22 protein-coding genes are annotated in these 23,952 nt (G+C 55.7%); 8 read left to right on the forward strand and 14 right to left on the reverse strand.

What is annotated here, in order from left to right:
- Nucleotides 1-11 precede the first annotated feature (11 nt).
- Both JYB85_RS16085 and JYB85_RS16090 read right to left on the reverse strand, forming a co-directional pair.
- Nucleotides 12-443 (reverse strand): response regulator, encoded by a 432-nt coding sequence (locus JYB85_RS16085; RefSeq protein WP_207380101.1) that lies wholly within the window; start codon nt 441-443, stop codon nt 12-14.
- A complete protein-coding gene (locus JYB85_RS16090) occupies nt 440-2,563 on the reverse strand; it encodes a CHASE domain-containing sensor histidine kinase (protein WP_228730273.1) in 2,124 nt (707 codons plus the stop codon). Before JYB85_RS16090 ends, JYB85_RS16085 begins: the two co-directional genes overlap by 4 nt.
- Before the next feature lie 257 nt (nt 2,564-2,820).
- Between JYB85_RS16090 and JYB85_RS16095 the strand changes: the two genes are divergently transcribed.
- Both JYB85_RS16095 and JYB85_RS16100 read left to right on the forward strand, forming a co-directional pair.
- A complete protein-coding gene (locus JYB85_RS16095) occupies nt 2,821-3,000 on the forward strand; it encodes a hypothetical protein (RefSeq protein ID WP_207380102.1) in 180 nt (59 codons plus the stop codon).
- Between the two features lie 127 nt (nt 3,001-3,127).
- Complete coding sequence (locus JYB85_RS16100; protein WP_207380103.1) at nt 3,128-4,483, forward strand: flavohemoglobin expression-modulating QEGLA motif protein; 1,356 nt, start codon at nt 3,128-3,130, stop codon at nt 4,481-4,483.
- Between the two features lie 44 nt (nt 4,484-4,527).
- Here JYB85_RS16100 and JYB85_RS16105 read toward each other — a convergent pair whose 3' ends face one another.
- On the reverse strand, nt 4,528-5,907 hold the full coding sequence (locus JYB85_RS16105; RefSeq protein WP_207380104.1) for an alanine/glycine:cation symporter family protein: 1,380 nt from the start codon (nt 5,905-5,907) through the stop codon (nt 4,528-4,530).
- A gap of 630 nt (nt 5,908-6,537) precedes the next feature.
- Between JYB85_RS16105 and JYB85_RS16110 the strand changes: the two genes are divergently transcribed.
- Entirely contained in the window at nt 6,538-8,160 is a 1,623-nt protein-coding gene (locus JYB85_RS16110; protein ID WP_207380105.1) for an endonuclease, read from the forward strand.
- 55 nt (nt 8,161-8,215) lie between these two features.
- On the opposite strand, the gene JYB85_RS16115 is transcribed toward JYB85_RS16110, so the two are convergent.
- The 6 genes from JYB85_RS16115 to metB all read right to left on the reverse strand — a co-directional run bounded on the left by JYB85_RS16115 (nt 8,216) and on the right by metB (nt 14,015).
- Nucleotides 8,216-8,749 carry an SRPBCC family protein gene (locus tag JYB85_RS16115; RefSeq protein ID WP_207380106.1) on the reverse strand — a complete coding sequence of 178 codons (534 nt, stop codon included), beginning with the start codon at nt 8,747-8,749 and terminating at the stop codon, nt 8,216-8,218.
- Nucleotides 8,750-8,845: 96 nt separating this feature from the next.
- Complete coding sequence (locus JYB85_RS16120) at nt 8,846-9,046, reverse strand: cysteine-rich CWC family protein (RefSeq protein WP_207380107.1); 201 nt, start codon at nt 9,044-9,046, stop codon at nt 8,846-8,848.
- Complete coding sequence (locus JYB85_RS16125; RefSeq protein ID WP_207380108.1) at nt 9,046-9,261, reverse strand: hypothetical protein; 216 nt, start codon at nt 9,259-9,261, stop codon at nt 9,046-9,048. The genes JYB85_RS16120 and JYB85_RS16125 overlap by 1 nt, the downstream gene beginning before the upstream one ends.
- A 129-nt stretch (nt 9,262-9,390) precedes the next feature.
- Nucleotides 9,391-10,284 (reverse strand): methylenetetrahydrofolate reductase, encoded by an 894-nt coding sequence (gene metF / locus JYB85_RS16130; RefSeq protein ID WP_207380109.1) that lies wholly within the window; start codon nt 10,282-10,284, stop codon nt 9,391-9,393.
- 161 nt (nt 10,285-10,445) lie between these two features.
- Nucleotides 10,446-12,839 carry a bifunctional aspartate kinase/homoserine dehydrogenase II gene (locus JYB85_RS16135; RefSeq protein WP_207380110.1) on the reverse strand — a complete coding sequence of 798 codons (2,394 nt, stop codon included), beginning with the start codon at nt 12,837-12,839 and terminating at the stop codon, nt 10,446-10,448.
- Between the two features lie 9 nt (nt 12,840-12,848).
- The gene (gene metB / locus JYB85_RS16140; RefSeq protein ID WP_207380111.1) at nt 12,849-14,015 is read right to left on the reverse strand and encodes a cystathionine gamma-synthase; all 1,167 of its coding nucleotides are present in this window, start codon (nt 14,013-14,015) and stop codon (nt 12,849-12,851) included.
- Nucleotides 14,016-14,230: 215 nt separating this feature from the next.
- On the opposite strand from metB, the gene metJ reads away from it, so the two are divergent.
- Nucleotides 14,231-14,545, forward strand: coding sequence for a met regulon transcriptional regulator MetJ (gene metJ / locus JYB85_RS16145; RefSeq protein ID WP_207320961.1), 315 nt, complete (start codon nt 14,231-14,233; stop codon nt 14,543-14,545).
- A gap of 75 nt (nt 14,546-14,620) precedes the next feature.
- Nucleotides 14,621-15,349 carry a sulfite exporter TauE/SafE family protein gene (locus JYB85_RS16150; protein WP_207380112.1) on the forward strand — a complete coding sequence of 243 codons (729 nt, stop codon included), beginning with the start codon at nt 14,621-14,623 and terminating at the stop codon, nt 15,347-15,349.
- On the opposite strand, the gene JYB85_RS16155 is transcribed toward JYB85_RS16150, so the two are convergent.
- The gene (locus JYB85_RS16155) at nt 15,346-16,548 is read right to left on the reverse strand and encodes a conjugal transfer protein TraF (protein WP_207380113.1); all 1,203 of its coding nucleotides are present in this window, start codon (nt 16,546-16,548) and stop codon (nt 15,346-15,348) included. The genes JYB85_RS16150 and JYB85_RS16155 overlap by 4 nt on opposite strands.
- Nucleotides 16,549-16,636: 88 nt before the next feature.
- The gene (tcdA, locus tag JYB85_RS16160; RefSeq protein ID WP_407695865.1) at nt 16,637-17,452 is read right to left on the reverse strand and encodes a tRNA cyclic N6-threonylcarbamoyladenosine(37) synthase TcdA; all 816 of its coding nucleotides are present in this window, start codon (nt 17,450-17,452) and stop codon (nt 16,637-16,639) included.
- A 413-nt stretch (nt 17,453-17,865) separates the two neighbouring features.
- Here tcdA and JYB85_RS16165 point away from each other — a divergent pair, with 413 nt between their 5' ends.
- Nucleotides 17,866-18,897: a porin gene (locus tag JYB85_RS16165; RefSeq protein WP_207380114.1), complete on the forward strand. Its 1,032-nt coding sequence runs from the start codon at nt 17,866-17,868 to the stop codon at nt 18,895-18,897.
- A gap of 293 nt (nt 18,898-19,190) precedes the next feature.
- Nucleotides 19,191-20,222: a porin gene (locus JYB85_RS16170; RefSeq protein WP_207380115.1), complete on the forward strand. Its 1,032-nt coding sequence runs from the start codon at nt 19,191-19,193 to the stop codon at nt 20,220-20,222.
- 52 nt (nt 20,223-20,274) lie between these two features.
- On the opposite strand, the gene JYB85_RS16175 is transcribed toward JYB85_RS16170, so the two are convergent.
- Nucleotides 20,275-20,931 (reverse strand): thiopurine S-methyltransferase, encoded by a 657-nt coding sequence (locus JYB85_RS16175; protein ID WP_207380116.1) that lies wholly within the window; start codon nt 20,929-20,931, stop codon nt 20,275-20,277.
- A 74-nt stretch (nt 20,932-21,005) separates the two neighbouring features.
- A complete protein-coding gene (locus JYB85_RS16180; RefSeq protein WP_207324708.1) occupies nt 21,006-21,371 on the reverse strand; it encodes a hypothetical protein in 366 nt (121 codons plus the stop codon).
- A 194-nt stretch (nt 21,372-21,565) separates the two neighbouring features.
- On the opposite strand from JYB85_RS16180, the gene JYB85_RS16185 reads away from it, so the two are divergent.
- Nucleotides 21,566-23,383 (forward strand): protein kinase domain-containing protein, encoded by a 1,818-nt coding sequence (locus JYB85_RS16185; RefSeq protein ID WP_207324709.1) that lies wholly within the window; start codon nt 21,566-21,568, stop codon nt 23,381-23,383.
- On the opposite strand, the gene JYB85_RS16190 is transcribed toward JYB85_RS16185, so the two are convergent.
- Complete coding sequence (locus JYB85_RS16190; RefSeq protein ID WP_207380117.1) at nt 23,371-23,883, reverse strand: FxsA family protein; 513 nt, start codon at nt 23,881-23,883, stop codon at nt 23,371-23,373. The two genes, JYB85_RS16185 and JYB85_RS16190, sit on opposite strands and share 13 nt — an antisense overlap.
- Nucleotides 23,884-23,952 lie beyond the last annotated feature (69 nt).

Raw genomic sequence — 23,952 nt, forward strand, 5'->3', positions numbered from 1 at the left:
GTCCAGCTCCTTCACAGTTCCGGTAATTCCACAATTCGCCAGTAACCATCCAGCATATTGAGAATATTCAGAAACCCATCCTTAATATCACTTTTGACCATATAACCGGCCACGTTGTAGCTGTAGGCCGCGAGCTTATCCTCATCGGCGCGGGAAGTGGTCAGCACAAATACCACGGCAGAGGCCAAATCAGGGTCATGACGCAGCTCCCGGAGAAATTCCAGGCCATTCATTCTCGGCATATTGAGATCCAGCAAAATGATAAACGCACCGGCAATGTCGCCCCTGCGCAGCATCTCCAGGGCGGCGACACCATCCCTGGCCCGAACCAGGGGATTGAGTAATTTCAGCTGCCGCATCGCCCGCTCAACCGCCATATAGTCAACATCGTCATCATCAATAAGGAAGATAGTCACCTCTCGGTAACGTTTGGTTGGAGTCATGCCGCCTCCTTAATCACCAGGGGCCAGGTGAAGCAGAAGCTGGTACCTCGTCCTTCTGATTCGACCCACACCCGGCCACCGTAATGTTCAACGGCTTTCTTTACCAGAGAGAGCCCCAGGCCACTGCCTTCCACTTCATCCCTGGGCTTGAGGGTTTGGAATATCGCAAATACCTTGCCATGGTATTGCGCCGGGATCCCGGGGCCGTCATCGGTCACACAGAAGCGGATCATCTCTCCCTCCAACGCCCAAGTCACATTGATGTGCCCCTGGGGCAAGTCATGGTGTTTGATGGCATTGGCAAACAGGTTGCGAAACACCATTTCCAATGGCACCCGGGCAGTGATGAAATTCGGCACCATGCCCTCCAGAGTCAGAGAGAAACCCTCCGGGGGCGCCACCAAATTGAAGGTTTCACTGATAAGGTCGGCGCAATTGATCTGATTAAGCTCGGCCTCTATCCGGCCAATGCGGGAAAAAGCCAGCAGACCGTCAAGCAACATGGCCATGCGCTGGATGCGGCTCTTGATCAACTTCAGGTACTTGCGGACGTTTTCGCTGGCATTGTCCGCCAGATCTTCATTCAACCACTCGGCCAATTGTTCTATGCCCCGCAGGGGGGATTTGAGATCGTGCGAGGCTATGTAGGCAAAGCTGTCGAGCTCCTTGTTTATCCGCTCCAACTCTCTGGTATATTTATTTTTTTGCTCTTCAATACGACGACGTTCCGACACGTCATTGATGGTGGCCAGCACAGAAATGCCATTGGCAAAGTGAACTGGGGTCAGGCCAACTTCTATGGGCACCCGTCGGCCATCCTTGGAACGACCGAAGAGCTCATCCCGCAGAGACATCTTCTTCGCAATCGGATTGGCCAGATAGCCGCGCATGTGCTCTTCATGTTGCTGCTGCAACACGTCCGGCAGCAGCACATTGACACTGCGCCCCAAAAGCTCATCCCGCGCATAACCAAACAACTGTTCCGTATGGGCATTCACCAAGGTGATCAGGCCGCGGGTATCGGTCATGATAAGAGCACAGGGCGAGGCCTCTATCACCAAACGAAAGCGTTTTTCATTGGAGAGGATTTCGGTGGCAAACAGCGCTTCCTGGTGTCTGGCCTTGGCGTTATTGAGCAGGAAGTAGAGCAGCAAGAGCAAAAACACCGCCACTAAAAAGAGCATCAGCAGACTTTGCACATATTCCTGCTCGGACACAAAATCGGTACGACTGCCGACCTGCAGTAACCAATTGTGCCCCCCCACATTGATAGCTTTAACCTGGCTGTAGCTCAGAGGGACACCCGGACTGGGATCATTGGTAAACATCAGATTGGCGGCTGTTTGCGCTTCACCGTCATAAATGCTCAGCACCAGGCCTTCAAAATCCTCGCCTATGATGCCGTTGATCAGATCCTGCATCCGAAACGCCGCATAAATCACGCCCTTAGCGCGACGTTCGACACTGGCCACATTGTCATACAAAGGTAGATACATCAAAAAACCGGCCTGGGTATCCCGGGCGGTTTCCTGCACCAACACTATCTTGGCCGACACGGAGGCATTTCCCGTCAAAATGGACCTGTCTATGGCCTCTTTACGTCGGGCCTCCGAATACATGTCATAGCCAAAGGCCCTTTGATTGCGCCAATCGAAGGGTTCAAGGTAAAGGATGGAATGGTAAATGGGCCTGTCGCCCTCGGGGTACACCTTGAAATCGGGGAAACCTTCGGCCCGTACCGACTCAATAAAGCTGGCTAATTGGTCCTTGGTAAGAATAACGCTGTATCCCAGGCCCTGGATGCCGGGGTAATACTGCTGCAATCTGGCATTTTGAACATAAATCCGCCACTCATCCCTGGACACCTCATGGGATGACATAAACAAACCAATACCGCTGCGCAGTACCTGCTCATACACCAGCATCCGACTGTCTATGGATCTGGCGAGGGACACAACTTGGGCATGGAAACGTTCTTCACCACGTTCGTTGATATAACGATGAAACAGGTACCAGGCCGACACACAAAACAGCGCCGCACCAAGCATGATCAGCCAGACCGAAGCGGGGGCCCGAAACGGCGTGAACTTGAGTCGTTGCGCTTGCCTGACATCATCCATAATGGCCAATCGCTGTTCCCTGCCAGAAAGTGAATTAGCTGCCAATAAGTTTTGGCAAGGGATCAGGAAATTACAAGGTAAAACCAAGCAAACTGCTCAACTATAATGCCAAAGGAGTAGTCCGCTTAATTTGCCCATGGGAAATTCGTGATCGGCACCAAATTCAGAATTTTTTACTGCTAAAAGCAAAATTTTTTGCTTTTCCAAGTTCGATTTATTGGCTAGAAATGCCTTTAGGACAGCATGAGGAATTCGTTATGGCTCATATAGTAGAAGTCGTGCCCAACGATACTGAAATTGAAGAACTGACCTCCCCAAGAAATGCCCAGGCCGCCAAGGCGCTCAAGCATAAACGCGAAGTGAAGCGGCGCCTGGAGGATTATCTGGAACGTGCCGAGCTGCGCAAAGCGCTGGGCGTGGACGAGGATGATTTCTAACCCCATGGGGCCGCTACGGCGGCTCCAATCATATTAGCGTTAGCCCATCTATTTCAGTGACTTAATAGCTAAGCTCCTGGTGACAGGCTATCATAAGTCTTCAGATGTTAAGACTTTCGGTGATCCCATGTCTGCCGCCAGACAACTCTACTGTCAGCAGTTACGCCAGTTTTCAGATACCCTGGTGCAGTTGCAAGCCCCCATTAAAATCCTCGACGCCATCAAATGGCCGAGGGAAATGGAGCAACGTTTTCTCGCCACCGGGGGCAGCCAACTGCCGGCCATAAACAAGGACTTTTACGACGCACTGCCCCTACCTTTTGCCCCCCACCAGGTGCAACAAGAGCTAAAGCAGCTCAAGCAGAACATTCACAAGACCCTCGGCAAACAGGATCCCTTGGGGCGTCTGTTGGTGGCCAATGTGGAGCAATACCGCCAGGTCATAGACATGCTGACCCACAGGGGAACCCCAACCTTTGGCCGCCTGAGCCAGCAACTCTATGGCAGTGCCGCCAATAAACTGCATGGAGATCGCCATACCCTGAGACAATTGGGCGACCGGTTGTCCTATATCTTTTCCCTGCCGGCGGCGGGCCACATGAACAAGCAGCACCCCAAAACCATAGATGCCGCCGCAGCCGTGGACGATTTGAGCCAGCGGCTCGATCGCTATTTCCACAGTGATGATATGCGGGTCAGACTCAGCGACGGCATAGTGTCCGATGCCGCTGTGGGTGGCGATACGGTTAAAATCAACAGCAAGGCCATGTTCAGCCAGGCCGATTTGAATGTGTATGAAGTCCATGAAGGCTGGGTGCATGTGGGCACCACACTCAATGGCCGGGCTCAGCCCCACGCCACCTGGCTCAGTGTTGGCTCCCCCCGGGTGGCCGCCGCCCAGGAAGGATTGGCCGTACTGCTGGAAATGCTGACCTTAAGCTCCACCCCGGGGCGGGCCAGGCGCATCAGCGACAGGGTCGCGGCCGTGGATATGGCCGAGAAGGGCGCCGATTTTATCGAGGTTTACCGCAATTTCCGTGAGCAGGGACTGAGTGAAAAGGACAGCTACCGGGTGACCCAGAGGGTGTTTCGCGGCGGCATGGTAGCCGGCGGCAGTTGCTTCACCAAGGACATCTCCTATGTGCGCGGTTACGTTGAAAACGTTAACTTTATCCGCAGCGCCATCGCCTCGGGCTTACCGGAACTGATCCCCATGCTGTTCCTTGGCAAGCTGGCCATTGAGGACATTCCCACCCTGTATCTGGCATACCGGGACGGCATACTCACGGCGCCGCGCTACCTGCCACCCATGTTCGAAGACTACAGTGGCCTCTATGCCTGGTTTGGTTTCGCCTCGGGACTTGGCAATATCAACCTCAAGGGGGTGCAGCGCCACTTCCAGCGCCAATTCAAAATACTGCCCAATGTCGAGCCCCTGTATGCCGGGCAGGAAGAGACTGAGTTCGACAGTACGGTCGAATAACAAAAAAGGATGCCAAGGCATCCTTTTTTATTTGGGTTAACCCATCACTTGGCTTCTTGTGCCTGGGCTGCCGCCTGACGCTTTTGCAGGAAGTACTCCCGGGTCAGGCCGAACACCACAGGGCTCAGCAGTGTCAGGGCAATCAAGTTGGGGATCGCCATCATGGCGTTGAGTGTGTCCGCCAGCAACCAAACAAAGTCCAGCGAACTGATGGCGCCCAGCGGCACCACCAGGGTCCAAATCAAGCGGAAGGGTTTGATCGCCTTGACGCCAAGCAGGTACTGGACGCACTTTTCACTGTAGAAACTCCAGCCCAAAATGGTGGTAAAGGCAAAGATGGCCAGGGCCACGGCCACTATGTAGTTACCGAATGGCAAGGCGTGGGAGAAGGCATAGGAGGTCAGCGCAGAGCCGTTCTCGCCCGAGGTCCAGCTACCGGAGACGACAATCGCCAGACCGGTAATGGAGCAGACGATGATGGTATCGATAAAGGTCCCCAGCATGGCCACCAAGCCCTGGGCCACGGGATTTTTGGTCTGGGCCGCCGCATGGGCTATGGGCGCGCTGCCAAGACCGGCTTCGTTGGAGAATACGCCGCGGGCCACCCCGAAACGAATCGCCGCCCACACAGCCGCACCGGCAAAACCGCCTTGGGCCGCCACAGGAGTAAAGGCACTTTTGACTATCAACAGCAGGGCCGCAGGCAATTGATCTATATACACAATCAGTACCGCCAGACCGGCTGTGATATAGAAAATGGTCATCAGAGGCACCAGCTTGCCAGCCACTTCGGCGATACGCTTGATACCGCCCATCAGCACCAGGCCCACCAGGATCATCATCACCACGCCGGTTACCCAGGGCTGAACTCCGAAATTGCTTTCCAGCGCCGACGCCACCGAGTTGGCCTGCACTGTATTGCCGATACCGAAACCGGCGAAGGAGCCAAACAGCGCAAAGGCCGTCCCCAGCCAGGTCCACTTACTGCCCAAACCGTTTTTGATGTAGTACATGGGGCCGCCAACGTGATTGCCGTTGTCGTCCACTTCACGGTATTTAACCGCCAACACGGCCTCGGAAAACTTGGTCGCCATTCCCACCAAAGCGGTGCACCACATCCAGAACAGGGCGCCGGGGCCGCCGACAAAGATGGCGGTCGCCACCCCGGCGATGTTCCCCGTACCTATGGTGGCAGAGAGAGAAGTCATCAAAGCGTTGAAGGGAGTGATTTCCCCCTGGGTAGCGCCTTCCTTTGACGCACTGCGACCGGACCAGAGCAAGCGAAAGCCTGTGCCCAACTTCAGGATTGGCATCAGCCGCAGGCCGAGGGACAGAAACAAACCAACACCCAGGATCATGACCAACATGGGAGTGCCCCACACCACGCCATTGATCATATTTACAAATGCAGTTACGGCTTCCATTCGCACCTCATGGTAATTATCGAATTTATTGTTATTGGCAAGGGCCGCGCCTCGGGCAGCAGGCCATAAAGAGCCCCAGAGTACAACGAAAAGTTAACAATTGAAAACCAACTCTGTTCATGTGCCGCTATTGGGGTGAGCGCTGGTTTAAGGCGGTTAAAAAACCAGCAATCAATTCAGTCGTAAGTTGGAGCATTTATTCTATAGCCGTGCTTTGGTTCTCTTATGGCAAATAAACTTGCAATTCCGCAACAAAACCGCACACCATCAATGAGTAATTATTCAAAATAAAGGCACGCTTAATCACCTTAGAATCTACTTACTCACAGCATGCTTAAAGATTTTGACAACTTATATAAGGCTCGCATGTTGTTTATGCAGTCAATATTCTCCACTCGTCGCCAAATGCAGCTAATCCCGCATAAAGCAGCCAATTCAGCTCAATTAGTCGCCAACATCACCCATGAAAACGCCTTTCTCAGGGCATATTTGAAATAAAAGTTTCAAATAAACAAAGCATTAACACGCAAATTGGTTGTGGCATACTCGGCTCCGCGAAAGCCCCAGACAAAGGAGTTGCAGGGATTCAATACGCAGGATGCCAAAACTATAATTGCGAGACTTACTAGGATGATTACAAAACCAACCCTGACCGCAGCCCTGTTGCTGGCCGGTCTCAGCACCCATGTCCATGGCGCGCTGCTTATCAGTGAAGTGCTTTACGACGCCCCCAACAATGACAGCGTCGAGGAATTCATCGAACTCTATAACTCGGGCTGCGACCCGGTTGACCTGAGTCAATATCAGCTCAGCGACAACAGCAGCAGCCTTAACCTCAGTGGCACCCTGGCACCGGGCAAGTATTACAGCCTGGCCATCAACGCCGCCGGATTCACCAGTCTGTTTGGCAAGGCGCCCGACTTCGCTCCCCTGCCCTTCAGCCTTGGTAACTCGGGCGATTTCGTGAAACTCAGCCTCAATGGCCAGCAGGTGGATCTGGTGGCCTGGGAAGGGGGCGTCAGCGGCTGGAACCTGAATGTGCGTGACGTGGCGCTGGAGCGCACCACCATAGTCAACACCCAGACGGAAGCCGACTGGACCGCGGCAACCAGCGCCGGCACCCCGGGCTCTGGCACACTCGCCGGTTGCAGCGCGCCGTTGCCGACCGAAAATCTGCTGTCCAAGGGCGAAGTCAGGACCAATCTCAGTGCCGCCCAAGGGCAGGCGCTGGACTTTGTCGCCGATATCCCGGCCGGCAGCAGCAATCTGGCGGTGACCCTGTCCGGTGGCAGTGGCGATGCCGACCTTTATGTGCGCTTTGGTAGCGAACCCAGTACCAGCCAGTACGATTGCGCCCCCTATCTGAGCGGCAACAACGAGCAATGCCAGATTGCCACGGTCCAGGAAGGTCGTTGGTACATCAAACTGCAGGCCTATGAGGCCTTCAGCGGCGCCTCGCTGCAGCTCGACTACGACACGGATGCGGGTACCGGCGGCGGCACCGGCGGTGGTACTGAGCCGGATCCTGCAGGTTACAGCTATGAGACCTATTACGCCCAAGCCATAGGCAAGAGTGGCAACGAGCTCAAGACCAGCCTCAATCTCATCATCCGCGACCATACCCGCTACACCTACACCCAAGTGTGGGATGGCCTCAACTACACGGATGAAGATCCCGCCAACACTGACAATGTGATCCTGCTGTACACAGGTCGCTCTGAACCCAAGACCAACCGTGCCGGCCTCAGCAGTTCGCTGGATGCCTGGAACCGGGAGCACGTCTGGGCCAAGAGCCATGGCTTCCCAGACAGCAGCCAGCACGCCTACACCGACCTTCACCACCTGCGTCCGGCGGACGTGACGGTCAACAGCAGCCGCGGCAACAAGGACTTTGCCTTGGGTGGCACAGCGCTCTCCGAGGCACCTGAAAACAAAACCGATACCGACAGCTTTGAACCCGCCGACGCGGTCAAGGGCGATGTGGCGCGCATGGTGCTCTATATGGATGTCCGCTATCAGGGCGGCGACAGCAGCAACACGCCGGATCTGATCGCGGTCCAAGGCACCACAGGCACCAACGAGCCAAAACTCGGTGACCTCTGCACCCTGCTTAGCTGGCACAATCAGGATCCCGTCAGCGATTGGGAGCGGCGCCGCAATAACCGGGTTTATGAGTGGCAGCACAACCGCAACCCCTTCATCGACAATCCGGCCTGGGCCAACAGCATCTTCGGCAGCGCCTGCGGTCAGTAACAGAAGCCTGCAATGAAAAAGGCCCCTGCTAAAGGGGCCTTTTTATGGGATGCGATTATTGCTCCAGCAGGGTTTTGAGGTTGCCAAGTCCTGTGTTGAGATCGTCAGCAATCATGGTTTCAAAATCCATCAGCACCAACATCAGGTTCATCGGATAATCCATATGGCCGCGAAAGCCCCAACTCACCAGGGTCTTGCCTTCGGCCGTCGCGTCAGTGGTCATAAAGGCCAGATCTGTGGCCTCAAAGGGGGTTAAGAATCTCAGCTCATAGTCGATGCGTTTGTTCGGCACCATGGCCGTAATTTCCTGCTCACCACGGCCCACATCCGGGTTGTCACTGTCCCAGGCCGAGACAAAGCCCACTGTGCCATCCGTACCGCGAAAACTCAGTCTCGCCTTGGGATCCATCTTGGCCCACTTGCTATAGTTATTCTGATTTTTCAGATATTTGACATAGTCATAAACCTCAACAACCGGCTTATCTATGACGATGGACGTGGTCACTGCGTACTCTTTTCTGATAAAGAGTGCCGCCACCAGGGGGATGGCGCACAGCAGCAGTAAAAACAGCAGGATTTTTTTCAGCATGGTAGCTCCGTTATGGGTTGCCGATTGCCAAAGTGGTTGCAGCGACGAAATTGGATTTTGCTGAAAAAGTATAGCCATTTTTCAAGCAGTTACCAATTAAGCATCCAGGCGCTTGATCCCCAGAGCCTCTTCCTCGGCCAGGCGTTGCAAGCAGGTCTGGCACAAACAGGCATCCCGGCGCTTTGGCAGCGCCCTGGGCACCTTGGCGTTCAGGCACCAACATTGGTCAATGCTTTGGCCTTGGGTCAGGGCACAGAGATTGGATTGACCACACAAGGGGCAAAGGGTCTCGCGCATCAGGATCGACCCATGCACCAGAGGCGCCACAACAGGCCGAACAGCGACAGCAGGCCATAACAGCCGCAACTTATCCAGAGGAACATGCCCAGCAGGGTTTCTGTGGTAAATGACATCAGATAGAGGCTGGACATTAACATCAGCGACAGGAGTAACTTACTGATGTCCAGCGGTAATTTTTCCATATGAAATTCGTGTACGCTCTGCTCATCCATGGCTTGGCTTCCTTTTTGATCCGGCATTCCCCCCACGGTCGGAATCAAACCTGACTGCAGAGGGCCGTTACACAGCCTAGCCCATGGTCGCCAAAAACAAAAGGCCCCCGTATGGGAGCCCTGCTGCCGTTACCCCTGCTGGGGTCTGACCCCAAGGGTATGGCAGATGGCGTAGGTGAGTTCGGCGCGGTTAAGGGTGTAAAAGTGGAAGTCCTTAACCCCTTCCCGCGACAGCACCTTGACCATGTCTATGGCCACGTTGGCCCCCACCAGCTGGCGGGTACCGGCGTCATCCTCCAGCCCCTCGAACTGCTTGTGCAACCAGGCGGGAATCGACACATTGGTCATGGCCGCGAAGCGTTTGAGCTGCACAAAGTTGGTCACCGGCAGTATTCCGGGCACGATTTCCACATCTATGCCGGCGGCGACGCAGCGGTCGCGGAATCTCAGGTAAGACTCCACATCGAAAAAGAATTGGGTAATGGCCCGGTTGGCACCGGCATCGATTTTGCGCTTGAGGTTAATCAGGTCCGCCTGGGCATTGGCGGCCTCGGGATGCACCTCGGGATAAGCGGCCACGGAAATATCGAAGTCGGCGACGCTGCGCAGCAAACGCACCAGATCCGCGGCAAAGCGGGTTGGCCTGGGGCTGCCGGCGGGCAGATCGCCCCGCAGCGCCACTATGTTTCGGATACCGCTGTTCCAATAGGTCTTGGCCAGCCCCAGCAGCTCCTCATCGCTGGCATCCACCAGGGTCAGGTGTGGTGCCGCTATCAGGTCCGTCTCGCGCTGGATGCGCTCAATCACCCCATGGGTGCGGTCACGGACCCCGGAATTGGCGCCATAGGTCACGGAAACAAACTTGGGCTTGAGCGGTTCCAAACGGCGAATGGAGCTCCACAGCAGCTTTTCCATTTCGGGGGTGGCAGGAGGAAAGAATTCGAATGACACATTAATCTCGCCATTGAGCTCAGCCAGACTCTGGTTCAGGGAGTGAGAATGTTGTGCGTGATGAAAAGCCATTAAATATTCCTCGACTGCTAAAATGGACGTTCGGGCGTTTGGACGTCTATACGTCCACATACTAGAGCAATCTCAATTCAAGTCAAGCGTAAAAAACGCCAATTTGCCCATCCTAAAAACAAAAGGGACGCCAATGCGTCCCTTATCACCCACAGCCAAGCTTATTCCTGTAACAGCTCGTGGCAGATCTGCGCCAGATCCGACTGCACCGCCGCCGCTGTTACCTCACGGCCGGCACCGGGTCCGCGGATGATCAGCGGATTGCCCTGATAGAAGGCGCTGCGGATCACAAACACATTGTCACCCGGTGTCAGGTTGGCCCAGGGGTGGTCCGGCTCAACCCAGCTCAGTCCCACCTTGGCACTCACGCGCCCGCCGGCCCTGTCCAGCGCCGCCACATAGCGCAGCACCTTGCCCTCATCCCGGGCGGCATTGAGGGCAGCCAGCATGGGGGCATCCAGCTCGCTGATCCGCCCGAGGAAGTCGGACAGCGGCAAGGCGGCCAGCGCCTCTGGCACCGGCGATGTCACCTCTATATCGTCCAGCTCCAGCTCCAGGCCTATCTCACGGGCCAAGATCAACAGCTTGCGCTGCATGTCGCGGCCAGAGAGATCGTCCCTGGGATCGGGCTCTGTGATACCGAGTCCCTTGGCCTCCAGTACCAGTTCGGAGAAGGGGCGGCTGCCGTCATAGTGTTCGAACAACCAGCACAGGGTGCCGGAGAACACACCGCCGACCGCCTCCACTGTGTCGCCACTGTTGTGCAAATCGTTGAGCGCATGTTGCACCGGCAATCCCGCACCGCAGCTGGCGTTATAGCGCCAGTAAAGCCTGCGGTTACCGAGCTGTTGTTTCAGTTCACGGTAGAAAGGCAGCGGGCCTGAGCCGGCCAGCTTATTGGCGCTGACCAGATGAATGCCGCGGGCAAACAGCTCTGGATATTGCAGCGTCAATGCGGCACTGGCGCTGATATCCAGGGCCACCAGCTCGTCGCATTCCAGGGCCTCCAGCTGTTGAAACAGGCTTGGGTAGTCCCATTCGTGCGCTTCTACCGCGAAACGATCGCGCCAGTTGCCGGCATCTATGCCCTGACCATCAATCAGTGCCTTGCCGGAACTGACCAAACCCAGCAGCTCAATACTGGCCTCCAATTCCCGCCCCAAAGAAGTGGCGGCGCGGCGAAACAGATCCAGCCAGGCTTCGCCTATGTTGCCAACCCCAAGCAGCACCACGCCGATGCGTTTGCGCGGCCCGGCGCAGCGTCTGTGCACCTTCTGGGTCAACAGGGTCACCTGATTCTTGGGCACCAGGGTCACCAGGCTGAGACCGTCCTGATACAGGGGCCTGGCCTCACGACTGAGCAAACGGGCAAAGCCGCGGCGATATAAGTGGGCATCGGCGCTGACCAGGGCCACCAGTCCGAGATCCGTGGCGACGCTGATGTCACTGATCTCCAGCTCCGGCGCCAGGGCATTGAGCTGGTTCAGGGCCTGGCGTTGCAGCTCGGGCATATAGGCCAGTTCCAATCGGCCATTGGCTGCGGGCCACCAGGCCAGCGGAGCCACACCGGCTTCTGCCAGCTGGCTCAGCAGGGTGTCGCAGTCACCGCCCAGGGTCAGGCTGAAACAGGCCACCTCGTTAAGGTTGGTCACCACGGGGGCGCTGGCGCGGGAGCTTGAGGGCGCCACCAGGGTAAAGGCGGTGTGTGGCGCATAGCTTGAGCGCACCGCCATGCTGACCCGGGTGTCAAACAGGGGTTGCAGGGTACGGGAATGGAGCACGGGCGAACCCAGACGGGCCAGGCGGTCGGCCTCGGCCAGTGACATGCTGGCCAGCAACTTGGCGTCATTGATCTTGTTGGGATCGGCGTTAAACACCCCTTCCACATCGGTCCAGATGGTGACCCGGTCGATATCGGCCAGGCTGGCAATCAAGGTCGCGCTGAAATCCGAGCCGTTGCGGCCCAGCAGCAGGGTATCGCCGCGGCTGTTGGCGCAGATAAAGCCGGTGATCACCAAGCGCTCGTCCGGATGTTCGGCCAGCAGCGCCTGCACCTTGGCACGGGACTCGGCGGTGCGAATCTGTGGCACAGCGCCCTCATCGGCCACCAGTATACTGCAGGCATCCACGTGGCTTGCCGCCACGCCGGATTCACGCAGCAGCGCCGCCATCAAACGAGCCGACCAGCGCTCGCCGAAACTGACCACCTGATTCACCTGATAGTCGTTGCGTTCACCAAGGGCCAGCAGGGTCTGCAACTGGGCCTTGTCCGTGGCCAGGCGCTCACGCAGGTGGCGGGCCTGTTCGGCACTGAGCAACTGCTCAATCAGTTGTTGCTGATAGCCCATCAGCTGCTGCAACTCTTCCTGCCACAGGGCACCTTTGTCGCTCAGCTCCAGCAGACGATAGAGAAAATTGGTGCTCTTGCCGGCGGCCGACACCACCACCAGATCGTCACTGCGCCCCTGGGTCAGCAGTATATGGGCCACCCGACGATAACAGTCCGCATCCGCCAGGCTGGAGCCACCGAATTTATGTAAATGACATCGTGCCACATCAGGCTCCTATTGCTTGCAGGCCGCCACGGCGGCGAGTCCGGCCTCTATGTCGGCCAGCAAATCTTCCACATCTTCAATCCCCACCGACAAACGCAGCAGGGTGTCACTGATCCCGGCCTCGGCGCGGGCATCGCTGTCCATGGCCCTGTGGGTCATGGTGGCGGGCACTGCCACCAGGCTCTCTACCCCACCGAGACTTTCGGCGATGCTGAAAAACTGCAGCGCCCCGAGAAAGGCCACCAGCTCTTCCTGGCCACCTTCAAGCTCAAAACTCAGCATAGCGCCAAAGCCCTGTTGTTGCCGGGCGGCAATCTCGTGCCTAGGGTGATCCTTGAGCCCGGGGTAATACACCTTGCGCACCAGCTCGCTGGCAGCCAAACGGGCCACTATGCGCTCGGCGTTTGCCTGGTGCTGCCGCACCCGCACCGCCAGGGTGCGCACCCCGCGCAGGGTCAGGTAGCTGTCAAAGGCGCCGCCTGTGAGTCCCAGGGTATTGGACCACCAATGCAGGCGTTCCCCCAGCTCGGCATCGCGACACACCACGGCGCCACCGACCACATCGCTGTGGCCATTGATGTACTTGGTGGTGGAGTGCACCACTATGTCGGCCCCCAGCAACAAGGGTTGCTGCAATATGGGCGAGAGGAAGGTGTTGTCCACCACCACCTTGGCGCCCACCTTGTGGGCGGCATCGGCAATGGCGGCTATGTCCACTACCCGCAAAAGCGGATTGGAGGGAGTCTCCAGCCATACCATGGCCGGTCCTTGGGCCAGGGCCGCATCCAGCGCCGCCGTATCCGATTGATCGACCACCAGCAGGCGGAACTGGCCTTTCTTCGCCAGGTTGGTGAACAGGCGATAGCTGCCGCCGTAGCAGTCATGGGGTACCACCAATAAATCATCGGCTCCGAGCAGACTGGTCACCAGGGTGATGGCTGCCATACCGGTGCAGGTAATGATACCGCTGCTGCCATGCTCCAATTGGGCCAGGGCCTCTCCAAGTTGGGAGCGGGTGGGATTACCCGAACGGCTGTAGTCGAATGCCCGTGGCTGGGTGTGACCGTCAAAACTGTAATTGGTCGACAGGTAGATGGGCGGTACCACGGCACCATGCTGGCTGTCACTCTCAATGCCCTGACGTACGGCTATGGTTGCGGCTCGACGCTCTGTCATACTCGGATCCTCAAAATACGCTTGCGCATCACAATGGATGTCTGGACGTCTAAATTAACTCAGCAATTATACCGAGGTCAATAGGCATCCAGACTTTTAGACGTCTATACTTGTTGGCGAGAGCCCACAGATGGGGCGTTTTAGCAGCAATTATTTGACTGTAGTTTGTAAGGGTTTAAAATCGGCACCGAATTTCGGATATCACAGGTGAGTCAATGACTGAATGGAATGGCGAATACATCAGCCCCTATGCTGAGCACGGAAAGAAGAATGAGCAGGTTAAAAAGATTACCGTTTCCATTCCTTTGAAAGTGTTGAAAGTATTGACCGATGAGCGCACCCGTCGCCAGGTCGGCAACCTGCGTCATGCAACCAACAGTGAATTGCTGTGTGAGGCCTTTTTACATGCCTACACGGGCCAACCGCTGCCCAATGATGACGACCTGTCAAAAGACAAACCCGACAGCATCCCCGCCGAAGCCAAGCGCCTGATGGATGAGATGGGAATCGAATGGGAAGACATGGAGTAAACTCCTGTCAATGAAAGATAAACACACAAGGATCGCTCGGCGATCCTTGTGTGTTTTTGGCCCCGGAGTACTTTGATGGATCCTGTTACCTGGTTGTTGGCCCTGCTGATCATCTTCAGTGGCGCCCTGATCCAAAGTCTGATTGGCTTTGGTCTGGCTGTAGTAGCCAGTCCGCTGTTGTATCTGCTGGAGCCGCGACTGGTGCCGGCCCCTGTGATAGTCATGGGCTTCTCCATTGCCCTGCTGACCCTGGTGCGGGAGCGCGGTCAACTGGAGTTCAAGGGTCTGCAATATGCCCTGCTGGGACGGGTTCCCGGCGGCCTGCTGGGTGCCACCCTGTTACTCCTGGCTCCACAGGATGTACTGGGGCTGGCCATAGCCGCCATTGTGGCCATCGCCGTATTGCTCAGCCTTAAACGCTTCGAACTGCCGGTGAACCGCCTGACCCTGTTCGCGGCCGGTACCCTGTCCGGGGTATTCGGCACCATAGCCGCCATTGGCGGCCCGCCGATGGCGCTGTTGCTGGCGGGCAAGGATCCCGGTAAATTCCGGGCGGCACTGTCGGCCTTTTTTATCTTCAGCTCCCTGATTGCTTTGGTGATTCTGGCCTTGGCAGGCTTGCTGAGCACTGAGCACTTGTGGTGGTCGCTGCAACTGCTGCCCGGTGTCATTTTGGCCTACCTGCTGGCCGGGAAAATGATCCACAGGGTTGATAAAAATAAAACCAGGGTGATGACCCTGGTTTTATGTTCCTTAAGCGCCCTGCTGCTGACCTTTAAGTCGCTGGCCAGCCTGCTTGGTTAGAAGTGATAGGAGGTTTGCAGTGCCGCGCCGTAGGCATTGTCATTGCCGAACATACCGCTGAGATCCAGCTTAAAACTCTTGCCTATGGCAAAACCGGTGCCGAGGGAATAAAGATTGGCGGTCACATCATTCAGATCGTGGCGGTAGCCCAGCCGTAACGCCAACCAGTCCATGGCCTGGTATTCACCGCCCACACGCCAATACTGGGTACCCTCCATGTCGACAAACTTTTCATTTTCAAGCAGATCCAAATCCGTGGTTACGGTAAAACCATCCCACTGGTAAGCCACGCCAACGGTCACTGTTGGCCCCACTCTGTAGGTGGCCTGAATACCTTCTGACTCAACTGTGTCCAGCTCCCGCTTTATCAGGTTGCGGCCGGCAAGACCTATGACCATGCCATGCATGGGCTCAATGGCGATACCCACATCCAGGTTAAAACCGGTTTCATCGTTGCTGTAGTCGCTGCCATCGAAATCGCCTTCATCAAAATTGTTGGCACTGACACCATAGTTGAAGCTGTCGAGGCGCTGGATTTTTGGGGTAACCCCCACTGTCACCGGCATATTAACAATCGACAGCGGCATACTGACCGCCACCCCGATATCTGATATGGCACCGGCTATAACCCGGCCCTGGGAGGTCAAATCCCCAATTTGCGGTGGATTGACCGGATCCACACTGTTAAGCAGTACTATATCGGCGTCGCTGATATCCGCTATGCCAATACCATCCAGATAACTCTTGTAAATGACGGCCCAGCCCATTCCCTTGGAAGGCATGCTGACGCTCAAGCCAATACCACCACTAAGATAGGCGTTGTTGTCCTGCAGTGATTCCAGATCACTCACCAGGGCATTGCGATAGGTATCAACTGCGGTGGGATTGGCATTATCAATAGCCGTCTGCAAGGCATCGTAGTCATCCTGCAGCAGATCTATCTTGTCTATCATGTCGTCCTTGTCGGCCGCATCAAGCCCCAGGGTCGGCAGTAACAAGGTGACCCCTTGATCACGCATGGATGGCAGGGACAACAGGGCCGGGTTGGCAAAGGCGGCCCCTTCGATATTGGAAGCAGCCACTCCTGTGCCCCCCATGGCATCGCTGCGGGCCTCGAAATAATCCTGGCCGGCGAACGCAAATGGACTGAGGAACACGGCACTTATGGCCGTAAAAAGCGCGGTCTTATTCATGATCATTCATCCTCGGTTTTGTTATAAAAACAAGGATAGTTCAATCACCCGCTTGTCGATGAACAAAGCGTTATTTTTTATGCCGGCCGACCATTCAGCCCTGGGCCTGCGCCTTTTGTTGCAACTTATAGAGGACCCGGCTGGCGGCCATAAAACCGAAGGTGCCCGTTACCATGGTCACGGCACCAAACCCGGAGGAGCAATCCATGCGCATACTGCCGGGGGCCGCATCGGCCTTGGTGGCACAGGCCTCCCCGTCGCTGCCGGGATAGGTCAGCGCCTCGGTGGAGAACACCGCCTCGATGGCAAATTTCCGATCCAGATTACGGCTGAAGTTGTAGTCCTTGCGCAGAATACCGCGAACCTTGGCCAGCAAGGGATCCTGTATGGTGCGCGACAAATCGCTAACCTGGATTTTCTGGGGATCGAGCTGACCACCGGCGCCGCCAACCGTCACTATCGGCAACTTATTGCGCTTGCACCAGGCAATGAGGGCGGCTTTGGGTTTAACTGCGTCAATGCAATCAACCACATAGTCTATGGCTGCATCCGGACCAAAATGTTGCCCCAGATTATCCGGGGTAATGAAGTCTTCTACCTCGTTGACCCGGCATTCGGGATTGATGGCGCGAATTCGCTCGGCCATCACGGCCACCTTGGACTGGCCTATGGCACCGGCGAGCGCGTGGATCTGCCTGTTGGTATTGGTGACACAGATATCGTCAAGATCAATCAGGCTGATATTGCCTATACCACTGCGGGCCAAAGACTCGGCCACCCAGGTTCCAACTCCTCCGATCCCCACTATGACCACATGGGCGCGGCTGAAACTCAGCAGTGCCTTTTGGCCATAGAGTCTGCCTATGCCGGCGAAACGGTTCAGATAGGCTTCGGATAAGAGGTGAGTCACAACAGAGATCCTTAATATGGGGCAAAGAGCTGCATTTTACCCCAAAGGACGGTTCGCCGCAGCATTGCACAGCTGTCATCACGCAGTCATTGAGCCGCAATCTTGCCACTGCATTCGCATCTGCTAAATTTAATGCGGCTAAGTTAGGGTGCAACTACCTAAAATCAGGTAAAAATACCCGATCCTCAGCGATTCTTTTGCCACCGGGCGCCCAATTTGGGCTTAAGGGGCAGTAAATATGTCACAAATACCCGGCGATGACAGAAGAAACATGATCAATACCTCAATTCCGATGACATAAAACTGTAAGAATCAGCGACATCTCAATTGCCGGTCTCACACCGTCATTGAAAAGGACATTGGTATATAAGCATAAAAATGGAATGAACTTCGGTTCACGGGAGCATGAAAACATGAAAAAGACCCTTATCTCTGCATCTGTTGCCTCAGTGCTGACCCTGGCCTCATTCGGCGCGCTGGCCGATGGACCTGATTTTTACGGTCGCCTGGAACTGGCGGTAACCAACACCGACGCCAGCTCAACCCTGCAAAGTGGCACCCACAACGCCACCGCCGGTGAAAGCGGCACCTTCCTGGAAAACAACTTCTCCAACGTCGGTGTCAAAGGCAGCGAAAAGATCGCTGACGGTATTGAAGCCGTGTACCAAATGGAGTTTCAGGTAGAAAACACCTCCTCCAGCGGCGATACCTTCAAGGCCCGCAACACCTACCTGGGTTTCAAAACCGCGGCGGGTACGGTTCTGGTCGGCCGTAATGACACGGTCTTCAAGCAGTCCGAAGGCGGCGTCGATCTGTTCGGTAACACCAATGCGGATATCGACCGTCTGCTGGGCGGCCAAACCCGCAGTGCCGATGGTGTCTGGTACTACTCTCCCAAGATCGCCGATCTGTTCACCATCAACGCCACTTATTTGTTTGAAGACAATAATGGCGCCGATGACAATCAGTATGCCCTCAGCGTGACCTTCGGTGACAAGGCGCTGAAAAAAGACAACTTCTATGCCGCCGCAGCCTACAACAAGGGCATTTCCGGCATAGACGCCTACCGGGGTGTAGCCCAGGTGAAGTTGGGCGAATTCAAACTCGGTGGTTTATATCAGCACACGGAAAAGGCAACCGACAGCAGCGTTGATGGCGACAGCTTCCTCGTTAACCTGGTCTATAACCTCAACGGCGTTAACCTGAAAGCCGAATACGGTCAGGATGATGCCGGTTTTGGTAAATATTTCAAGGCTCTGGGCGGTGTATCCGGTGCAGATGTCGACGTACAGAACATAGTTCTGGGTGCCGACTATCGCGTATCCAAATCGACCCTGCTGTTTGGCCACTACGCCATGTATGAGGGCGAATATGAGGTTGATGGTGCCAAGGTAGATCTGAAAGACGACAACGTCTTTACCGTCGGCGTACGCTACGACTTCTAATCCATGCAGTTCATTACAGGCGACCCCAGGGTCGCCTTTTTTATGGACGACATGCACCTTGGGCGGATTCCCACCCAAACAACCTGCCCCATTGGGGGGATATCCACCCAGCAATCCTCAAGACTTATTCAACATATTCTTAAATAACCAACAACTTAGTTAACACATACTTTGTGGCCCGCTAATTGCCTTAGCCTTAGCGTTCACCTGGCATACATGTTCCCAACCCAAGCCATGAAGTGGGGTGAACACCAATAACAATGATCAATGGAACACACTGCTAAGGAAAAAACATGAATAAGACCCTTACCTCTGCATCCGTCACCGCCGTGTTGGCCCTGGCCTCCTTCGGTGCGCTGGCCGATGGCCCCAACTTTTATGGCCGCCTGGAACTGGCCGTGACCAATACGGATGCCAGCTCAACGGTGCAGAGTGGCACCAATAACGCCAGCGTCGGTGACAGCGGCACCTATCTGGAGAACAACTTCTCCAATGTTGGCGTAAAAGGCAGCGAAAAGCTCAGCGACGGCATCGAAGCCGTGTACCAAATGGAATTTCAGGTGGAAAACACCTCATCCAAGGGTGACACCTTCAAGGCCCGCAACACCTACCTGGGTCTGAAGTCAGCCGCAGGCACAGTGCTGGTGGGCCGCAATGACACTGTCTTCAAGCAGTCCGAAGGCGGCGTGGATCTGTTTGGCAACACCAATGGCGATATGGACAGGTTGCTCACCGGCCAAACCCGTAGCGCCGACGGTGTCTGGTATTACTCACCCAAGATTGCCGATCTGCTTGCCATCAATGCCACTTACCTGTTTGACGACAACAATGATACCGATGACAACCAATACGCCATCAGCATCACCCTGGGCGACAAGGCATTAAAGAAACAGGCTTTCTATGCGGCGGCGGCCTATAACAAAGGTATTTCCGGCGTCGATGCCTACCGCGGTGTAGCCCAGGTGAAGCTGGGCGAGTTCAAACTTGGCGGCCTGTATCAGCACACAGAAAGAGCCACCGACAGCAGTGTCGACGGCGACAGCTTTATTGTGAACCTGGCTTACAATCTCAACGGGGTTAACCTCAAGGCCGAATACGGGCAGGATGACGCCGGTTTCGGTAAGTACTTCAAAAGCCTGGGTGGCGTAGCCGGGGCTGATGCCGAGGTGCAAAACATTATTTTGGGTGCCGACTATCGGGTATCCAAGTCCACCATGGTATTTGGTCACTACGCCATGTACGAAGGTGAATATCAGGTCGAAGGCGTCAAGGTCGATCTCAAGGACGAAAACGTCTTCACCGTTGGCGTGCGTTACGACTTTTAAGCCGTCATGCAATAAAAAAGGCGCCTGCGGCGCCTTTTTTATTGGGGTATCTTTATTTACGAACCAGCAGGTAGGCAGCTTCATTGAGCCAGGGCACCTGCTTTTTGACAAAGCGAGGGTTGTCCGCCAGCACGTCCAGGCATTCCAGGGGTTCGATATCGAAGAAAGGTGACAGATATTCATTCACCCAGGCTGGTGACACAGCAAACGGTGGGCCAACCAGAGCCTCCTGAGGATAATCCAGGGTAATCAACAAACCGCGGGCGCCGGGGGCCAACAAAGCGGCCAACTGCTTGGCATAGTCATGGCGCATCTGCTCGGGCCAGGCGATCAGCGCAGCCCTGTCATAGAAGCCCTCACAGGCCTGACTCAGCTGAGCCGGGAAGGTGAAAAAATCCCCTTGCAACAAGCTGAAGGGACCACAGACATATTGCCTGTGCTCGGCGACGGTCTCTGTCGCTGCATCCATGCCATTTTCAGAAAAAAACTGCTCCACCGCCAGGCTGTTCAGCTCCGACCCCAGGATCTGGTGACCTTGCTCGGCCAAATACAGCATATCCAGCGACTTGCCACAAAGGGGGACAAAAACCTTGCTGCCCTCGGTCAATCCCACACGGGACCAATACTTGATCAGCAGCGGATTAATCTCGCTCTGATGAAAACCAATTTGTTGTGAATGCCATTTATCGTGCCAAAATCCCGGTTCCATGCGCCGCCCTGAAGTCTTGTTCGGTGAAAAGTGGCCCTACTCTAGCGCCAAACGCCGGGCTATGCAAAATGCCGCTAGAGGGCGCCATCGCTGGAGTTCAGTTGGTCCAGCACCTCTATGACCTGTCTTTGCCAAACGCAATTTTCGCACTGGCACTGACGGCGGGACAGATGGTGTGGTGTCAGACTGGACTCAACAAAGTCCAGCGCCACCAGCAGTTGTTGCTTGAGCTCGGCAATGGATTTTTGCTCCAGCGCCACCAGTTCATCATTGCGGTTCATCCACAAACATTCCATATCCTGATGGCAATACAGACAACGCTCATCGGTTGGATTGTAAAATCCTGCGTGGGGGCAATGACGCAATTCCATGGAAAGTATCACCCGCTTGCGGGCAAAGTTATATAACTCAATAAGTTGCTCTTTAATTGGGTCAGACATACCCCGCCTCCGGAACCGCCTGTGGCGGTACCATTCACTCTTGTCCGACAGCATAACGTCTAGCGATTGAACTTCACTTGATGCAGGTCAAAATGAATTAGGAAAAACTTGGGTAGGCAGACGCTGGTGACTTGCGCGGGAAGGCCCGGATGGATTTAAATGGGTACCTGTGCCGCCGTCAGGAACACAACAGAGTGCAAGTCCCCCAGCTGCAACATTTTTATATCTCGGAAGAGCAATCCATTTATCTGCTGAAAGCAGATGATGCCCGTAAGCACAAGGCCTGGGTGCGGCTGTGTAAACAGCAATTGAGCAAACTGGGCTACCGCGACATCGAATTTATCGGTAAGGGCGCCTATGGATTCGTGTTCGCCGGCATCAATAGCCAGGGGGATGCCCATGTGTTCAAGTTCTCCCGCATCACCCTGCCCCAGCATGTGCAGGACAGGCTGGAGGAAGAGGCCTTCATGCTGTCCAATGTCAACCATCCCAATGTGCCACCGGTGATCAAGTTTGACAGGGTCGGCAAGCAGGGCATATTGGTGATGGAGCGCGCCAAGGGCGAAGATCTGGAGCAGCTCTGTCGCCGCCTCGGCGCCCTGCCGGTATCCATGGTGATGAGCATTGCCAGGCAACTGGCGGATATACTCCTGTACCTGCGCCGGGGAAGACCACTGGTTCACGGCGATATCAAACCTTCCAATCTGGTCTATGACCTGGACAGTGGCCATTTGTCACTGATTGATTGGGGCTCCGCCGTGTTTGCCCAGCGCGATGAGCGGGGACGCCCGGTGGAAGAACATGTGATGAGCCTGCTGTCCAGCGATCAACAACTTACCAATGCCCGCATGGGCGATGTGTACTTTATCGGTGAGGAGCAACTGGGCGGCGCCCTGTCCAACCCCAGATTCGATGAACAGGGGGTAGCCGCAACCCTCTATACCCTGGCCTCGGGCCAGGCCAGCCGTTTTGGTCACAAGGTGATCCCCGCCACCAGCGTCGGCCTGCCGGTGGAACTGGCCCGCACCCTGGACGCCATGCTCAGTGACGATCCCGAGCTGCGTAACCGCGGCGGCGACTACTTCCTGCGCACCATGAGCCAAAGCCACAGATTGAAACTGGTGGATTTGCCAAGGCCGGAACCCATGGCGGAGATCCCGGTCTGGCTCCAGAGTCGCGGCAAGGATGTGGAGACTGTGAGCTACAGTTCACGCAAATCGTTTCTCAAGGAACACAACTACCACGAACCCATAGCCCATATGGACGATGTCCAGCTGGATAAGTACTACCGTAACTTTCTGGCAGGCATGGGGGATACCGAAAAGGGCTTTATTGCCGCGGTCGGTCGTCTGGGTCACTATCCCATAGTGGGCGGCCTGGCGATCCACTGGCAGGAAGAGGGGGTTTTTATCGACTCCAACCTGGCACTGCACGACCCCGGGCTCAAGTCGGCGCTGATCCAGGCGGTCAACAATATGGTGACCCTGGCCAGGGGCATACGCAAGGTGGGGGTGTTCAAGGCCTGTTTCTTCAATGCCCGCGACACCCTGCACATAGAGCGCAGCGGCCCGGGGGCCGCCTTTATCGCCGGGGCCGATCAACAGCTGCCTTTTGAAGTCGGGGATGTCCCCACATTGGAAGACAAATCCCGGCTGCATTCCTATTTTGAGGACGGCAAAGATCCCGATGAAAATCTGGAGCTGCCGGCCGAAATCATGACCGAACTGGGTTGGCTGAACCAAATTCACCACACGGGGTGCATTATTTTCGAAGCGGTGGACGACCACCTCAAGATCCACAGTTATTTAAAACTGCTCAATCCACGCAAACAGGCGGCCTTCCGGGCCAGTCTCGACCGGATTTTGCATCACGTGGACAAGATTTCCGGCAATGGGGTATCGGGTTTTATGAAACTGCCCTACAAGAACACCCGTAGATTCAGCACGCTGGAAACCAGGGCCGATAACTTTTACCCCAAAGATCCGCGCCCGGCCGATTTTCAGTCATCCTGATCCTTGCGCTTGCTGTCATCGCCCAGGTGCCCCCTGGGCTCATCATGACGCTCAAAGTCGCCATCAAAGGTTTGGCCACCCTGATGATCTTTATGCTGGAAAGGCGATTTACCGAAGTGAGGACCGGGGCCACCGCTGACCACGGTTAGCTGAATGCGTTTCAGCAGCAGGGCCGCCAGGGGTTTGCGGGTCAATGGAGTCAACAACAGCAGACCGATAAAGTCGGTGATAAACCCCGGAATCAGCAGCAGGACACCGGCCATGGCGAGCATCATGCCCTGAACCAGTTCGCTGCCGGGCATTTCTCCCCGGGCCAGTTTTTGCTGTGCCGACATCAGGGTGCTGAGCCCCTGACTGCGCACCAGGGATACCCCCACCACGGCGGTCAGCAGCACCAGAGCCACGGTACTCCAGCTTCCAAGCACCTCACCGACGCGGATCAGCACGGACAGTTCCAGTACCGGCACCACAATGAACACTAGCAACAACAATAAAAACATACCGGCCTCTTTTTTCTCGCGCGTTGAACATTAAATGGGGTTGCGCGGGTCTGATTTCAAGGATGTGAG

The organism is Shewanella sedimentimangrovi (assembly GCF_017354965.1).
Taxonomy (GTDB): domain Bacteria; phylum Pseudomonadota; class Gammaproteobacteria; order Enterobacterales; family Shewanellaceae; genus Shewanella; species Shewanella cyperi.

Coding starts and splice junctions, on each gene's coding strand:
- JYB85_RS16085 (WP_207380101.1), bottom strand. CDS start 443: ATGACTCCAACCAAACGTTACCGAGAGGTGACTATCTTCCTTATTGAT.
- JYB85_RS16090 (WP_228730273.1), bottom strand. CDS start 2,563: ATGGATGATGTCAGGCAAGCGCAACGACTCAAGTTCACGCCGTTTCGG.
- JYB85_RS16095 (WP_207380102.1), top strand. CDS start 2,821: ATGGCTCATATAGTAGAAGTCGTGCCCAACGATACTGAAATTGAAGAA.
- JYB85_RS16100 (WP_207380103.1), top strand. CDS start 3,128: ATGTCTGCCGCCAGACAACTCTACTGTCAGCAGTTACGCCAGTTTTCA.
- JYB85_RS16105 (WP_207380104.1), bottom strand. CDS start 5,907: ATGGAAGCCGTAACTGCATTTGTAAATATGATCAATGGCGTGGTGTGG.
- JYB85_RS16110 (WP_207380105.1), top strand. CDS start 6,538: ATGATTACAAAACCAACCCTGACCGCAGCCCTGTTGCTGGCCGGTCTC.
- JYB85_RS16115 (WP_207380106.1), bottom strand. CDS start 8,749: ATGCTGAAAAAAATCCTGCTGTTTTTACTGCTGCTGTGCGCCATCCCC.
- JYB85_RS16120 (WP_207380107.1), bottom strand. CDS start 9,046: ATGCGCGAGACCCTTTGCCCCTTGTGTGGTCAATCCAATCTCTGTGCC.
- JYB85_RS16125 (WP_207380108.1), bottom strand. CDS start 9,261: ATGGATGAGCAGAGCGTACACGAATTTCATATGGAAAAATTACCGCTG.
- metF (WP_207380109.1), bottom strand. CDS start 10,284: ATGGCTTTTCATCACGCACAACATTCTCACTCCCTGAACCAGAGTCTG.
- metB (WP_207380111.1), bottom strand. CDS start 14,015: ATGACAGAGCGTCGAGCCGCAACCATAGCCGTACGTCAGGGCATTGAG.
- metJ (WP_207320961.1), top strand. CDS start 14,231: ATGACTGAATGGAATGGCGAATACATCAGCCCCTATGCTGAGCACGGA.
- JYB85_RS16150 (WP_207380112.1), top strand. CDS start 14,621: ATGGATCCTGTTACCTGGTTGTTGGCCCTGCTGATCATCTTCAGTGGC.
- JYB85_RS16155 (WP_207380113.1), bottom strand. CDS start 16,548: ATGATCATGAATAAGACCGCGCTTTTTACGGCCATAAGTGCCGTGTTC.
- JYB85_RS16165 (WP_207380114.1), top strand. CDS start 17,866: ATGAAAAAGACCCTTATCTCTGCATCTGTTGCCTCAGTGCTGACCCTG.
- JYB85_RS16170 (WP_207380115.1), top strand. CDS start 19,191: ATGAATAAGACCCTTACCTCTGCATCCGTCACCGCCGTGTTGGCCCTG.
- JYB85_RS16175 (WP_207380116.1), bottom strand. CDS start 20,931: ATGGAACCGGGATTTTGGCACGATAAATGGCATTCACAACAAATTGGT.
- JYB85_RS16180 (WP_207324708.1), bottom strand. CDS start 21,371: ATGTCTGACCCAATTAAAGAGCAACTTATTGAGTTATATAACTTTGCC.
- JYB85_RS16190 (WP_207380117.1), bottom strand. CDS start 23,883: ATGTTTTTATTGTTGTTGCTAGTGTTCATTGTGGTGCCGGTACTGGAA.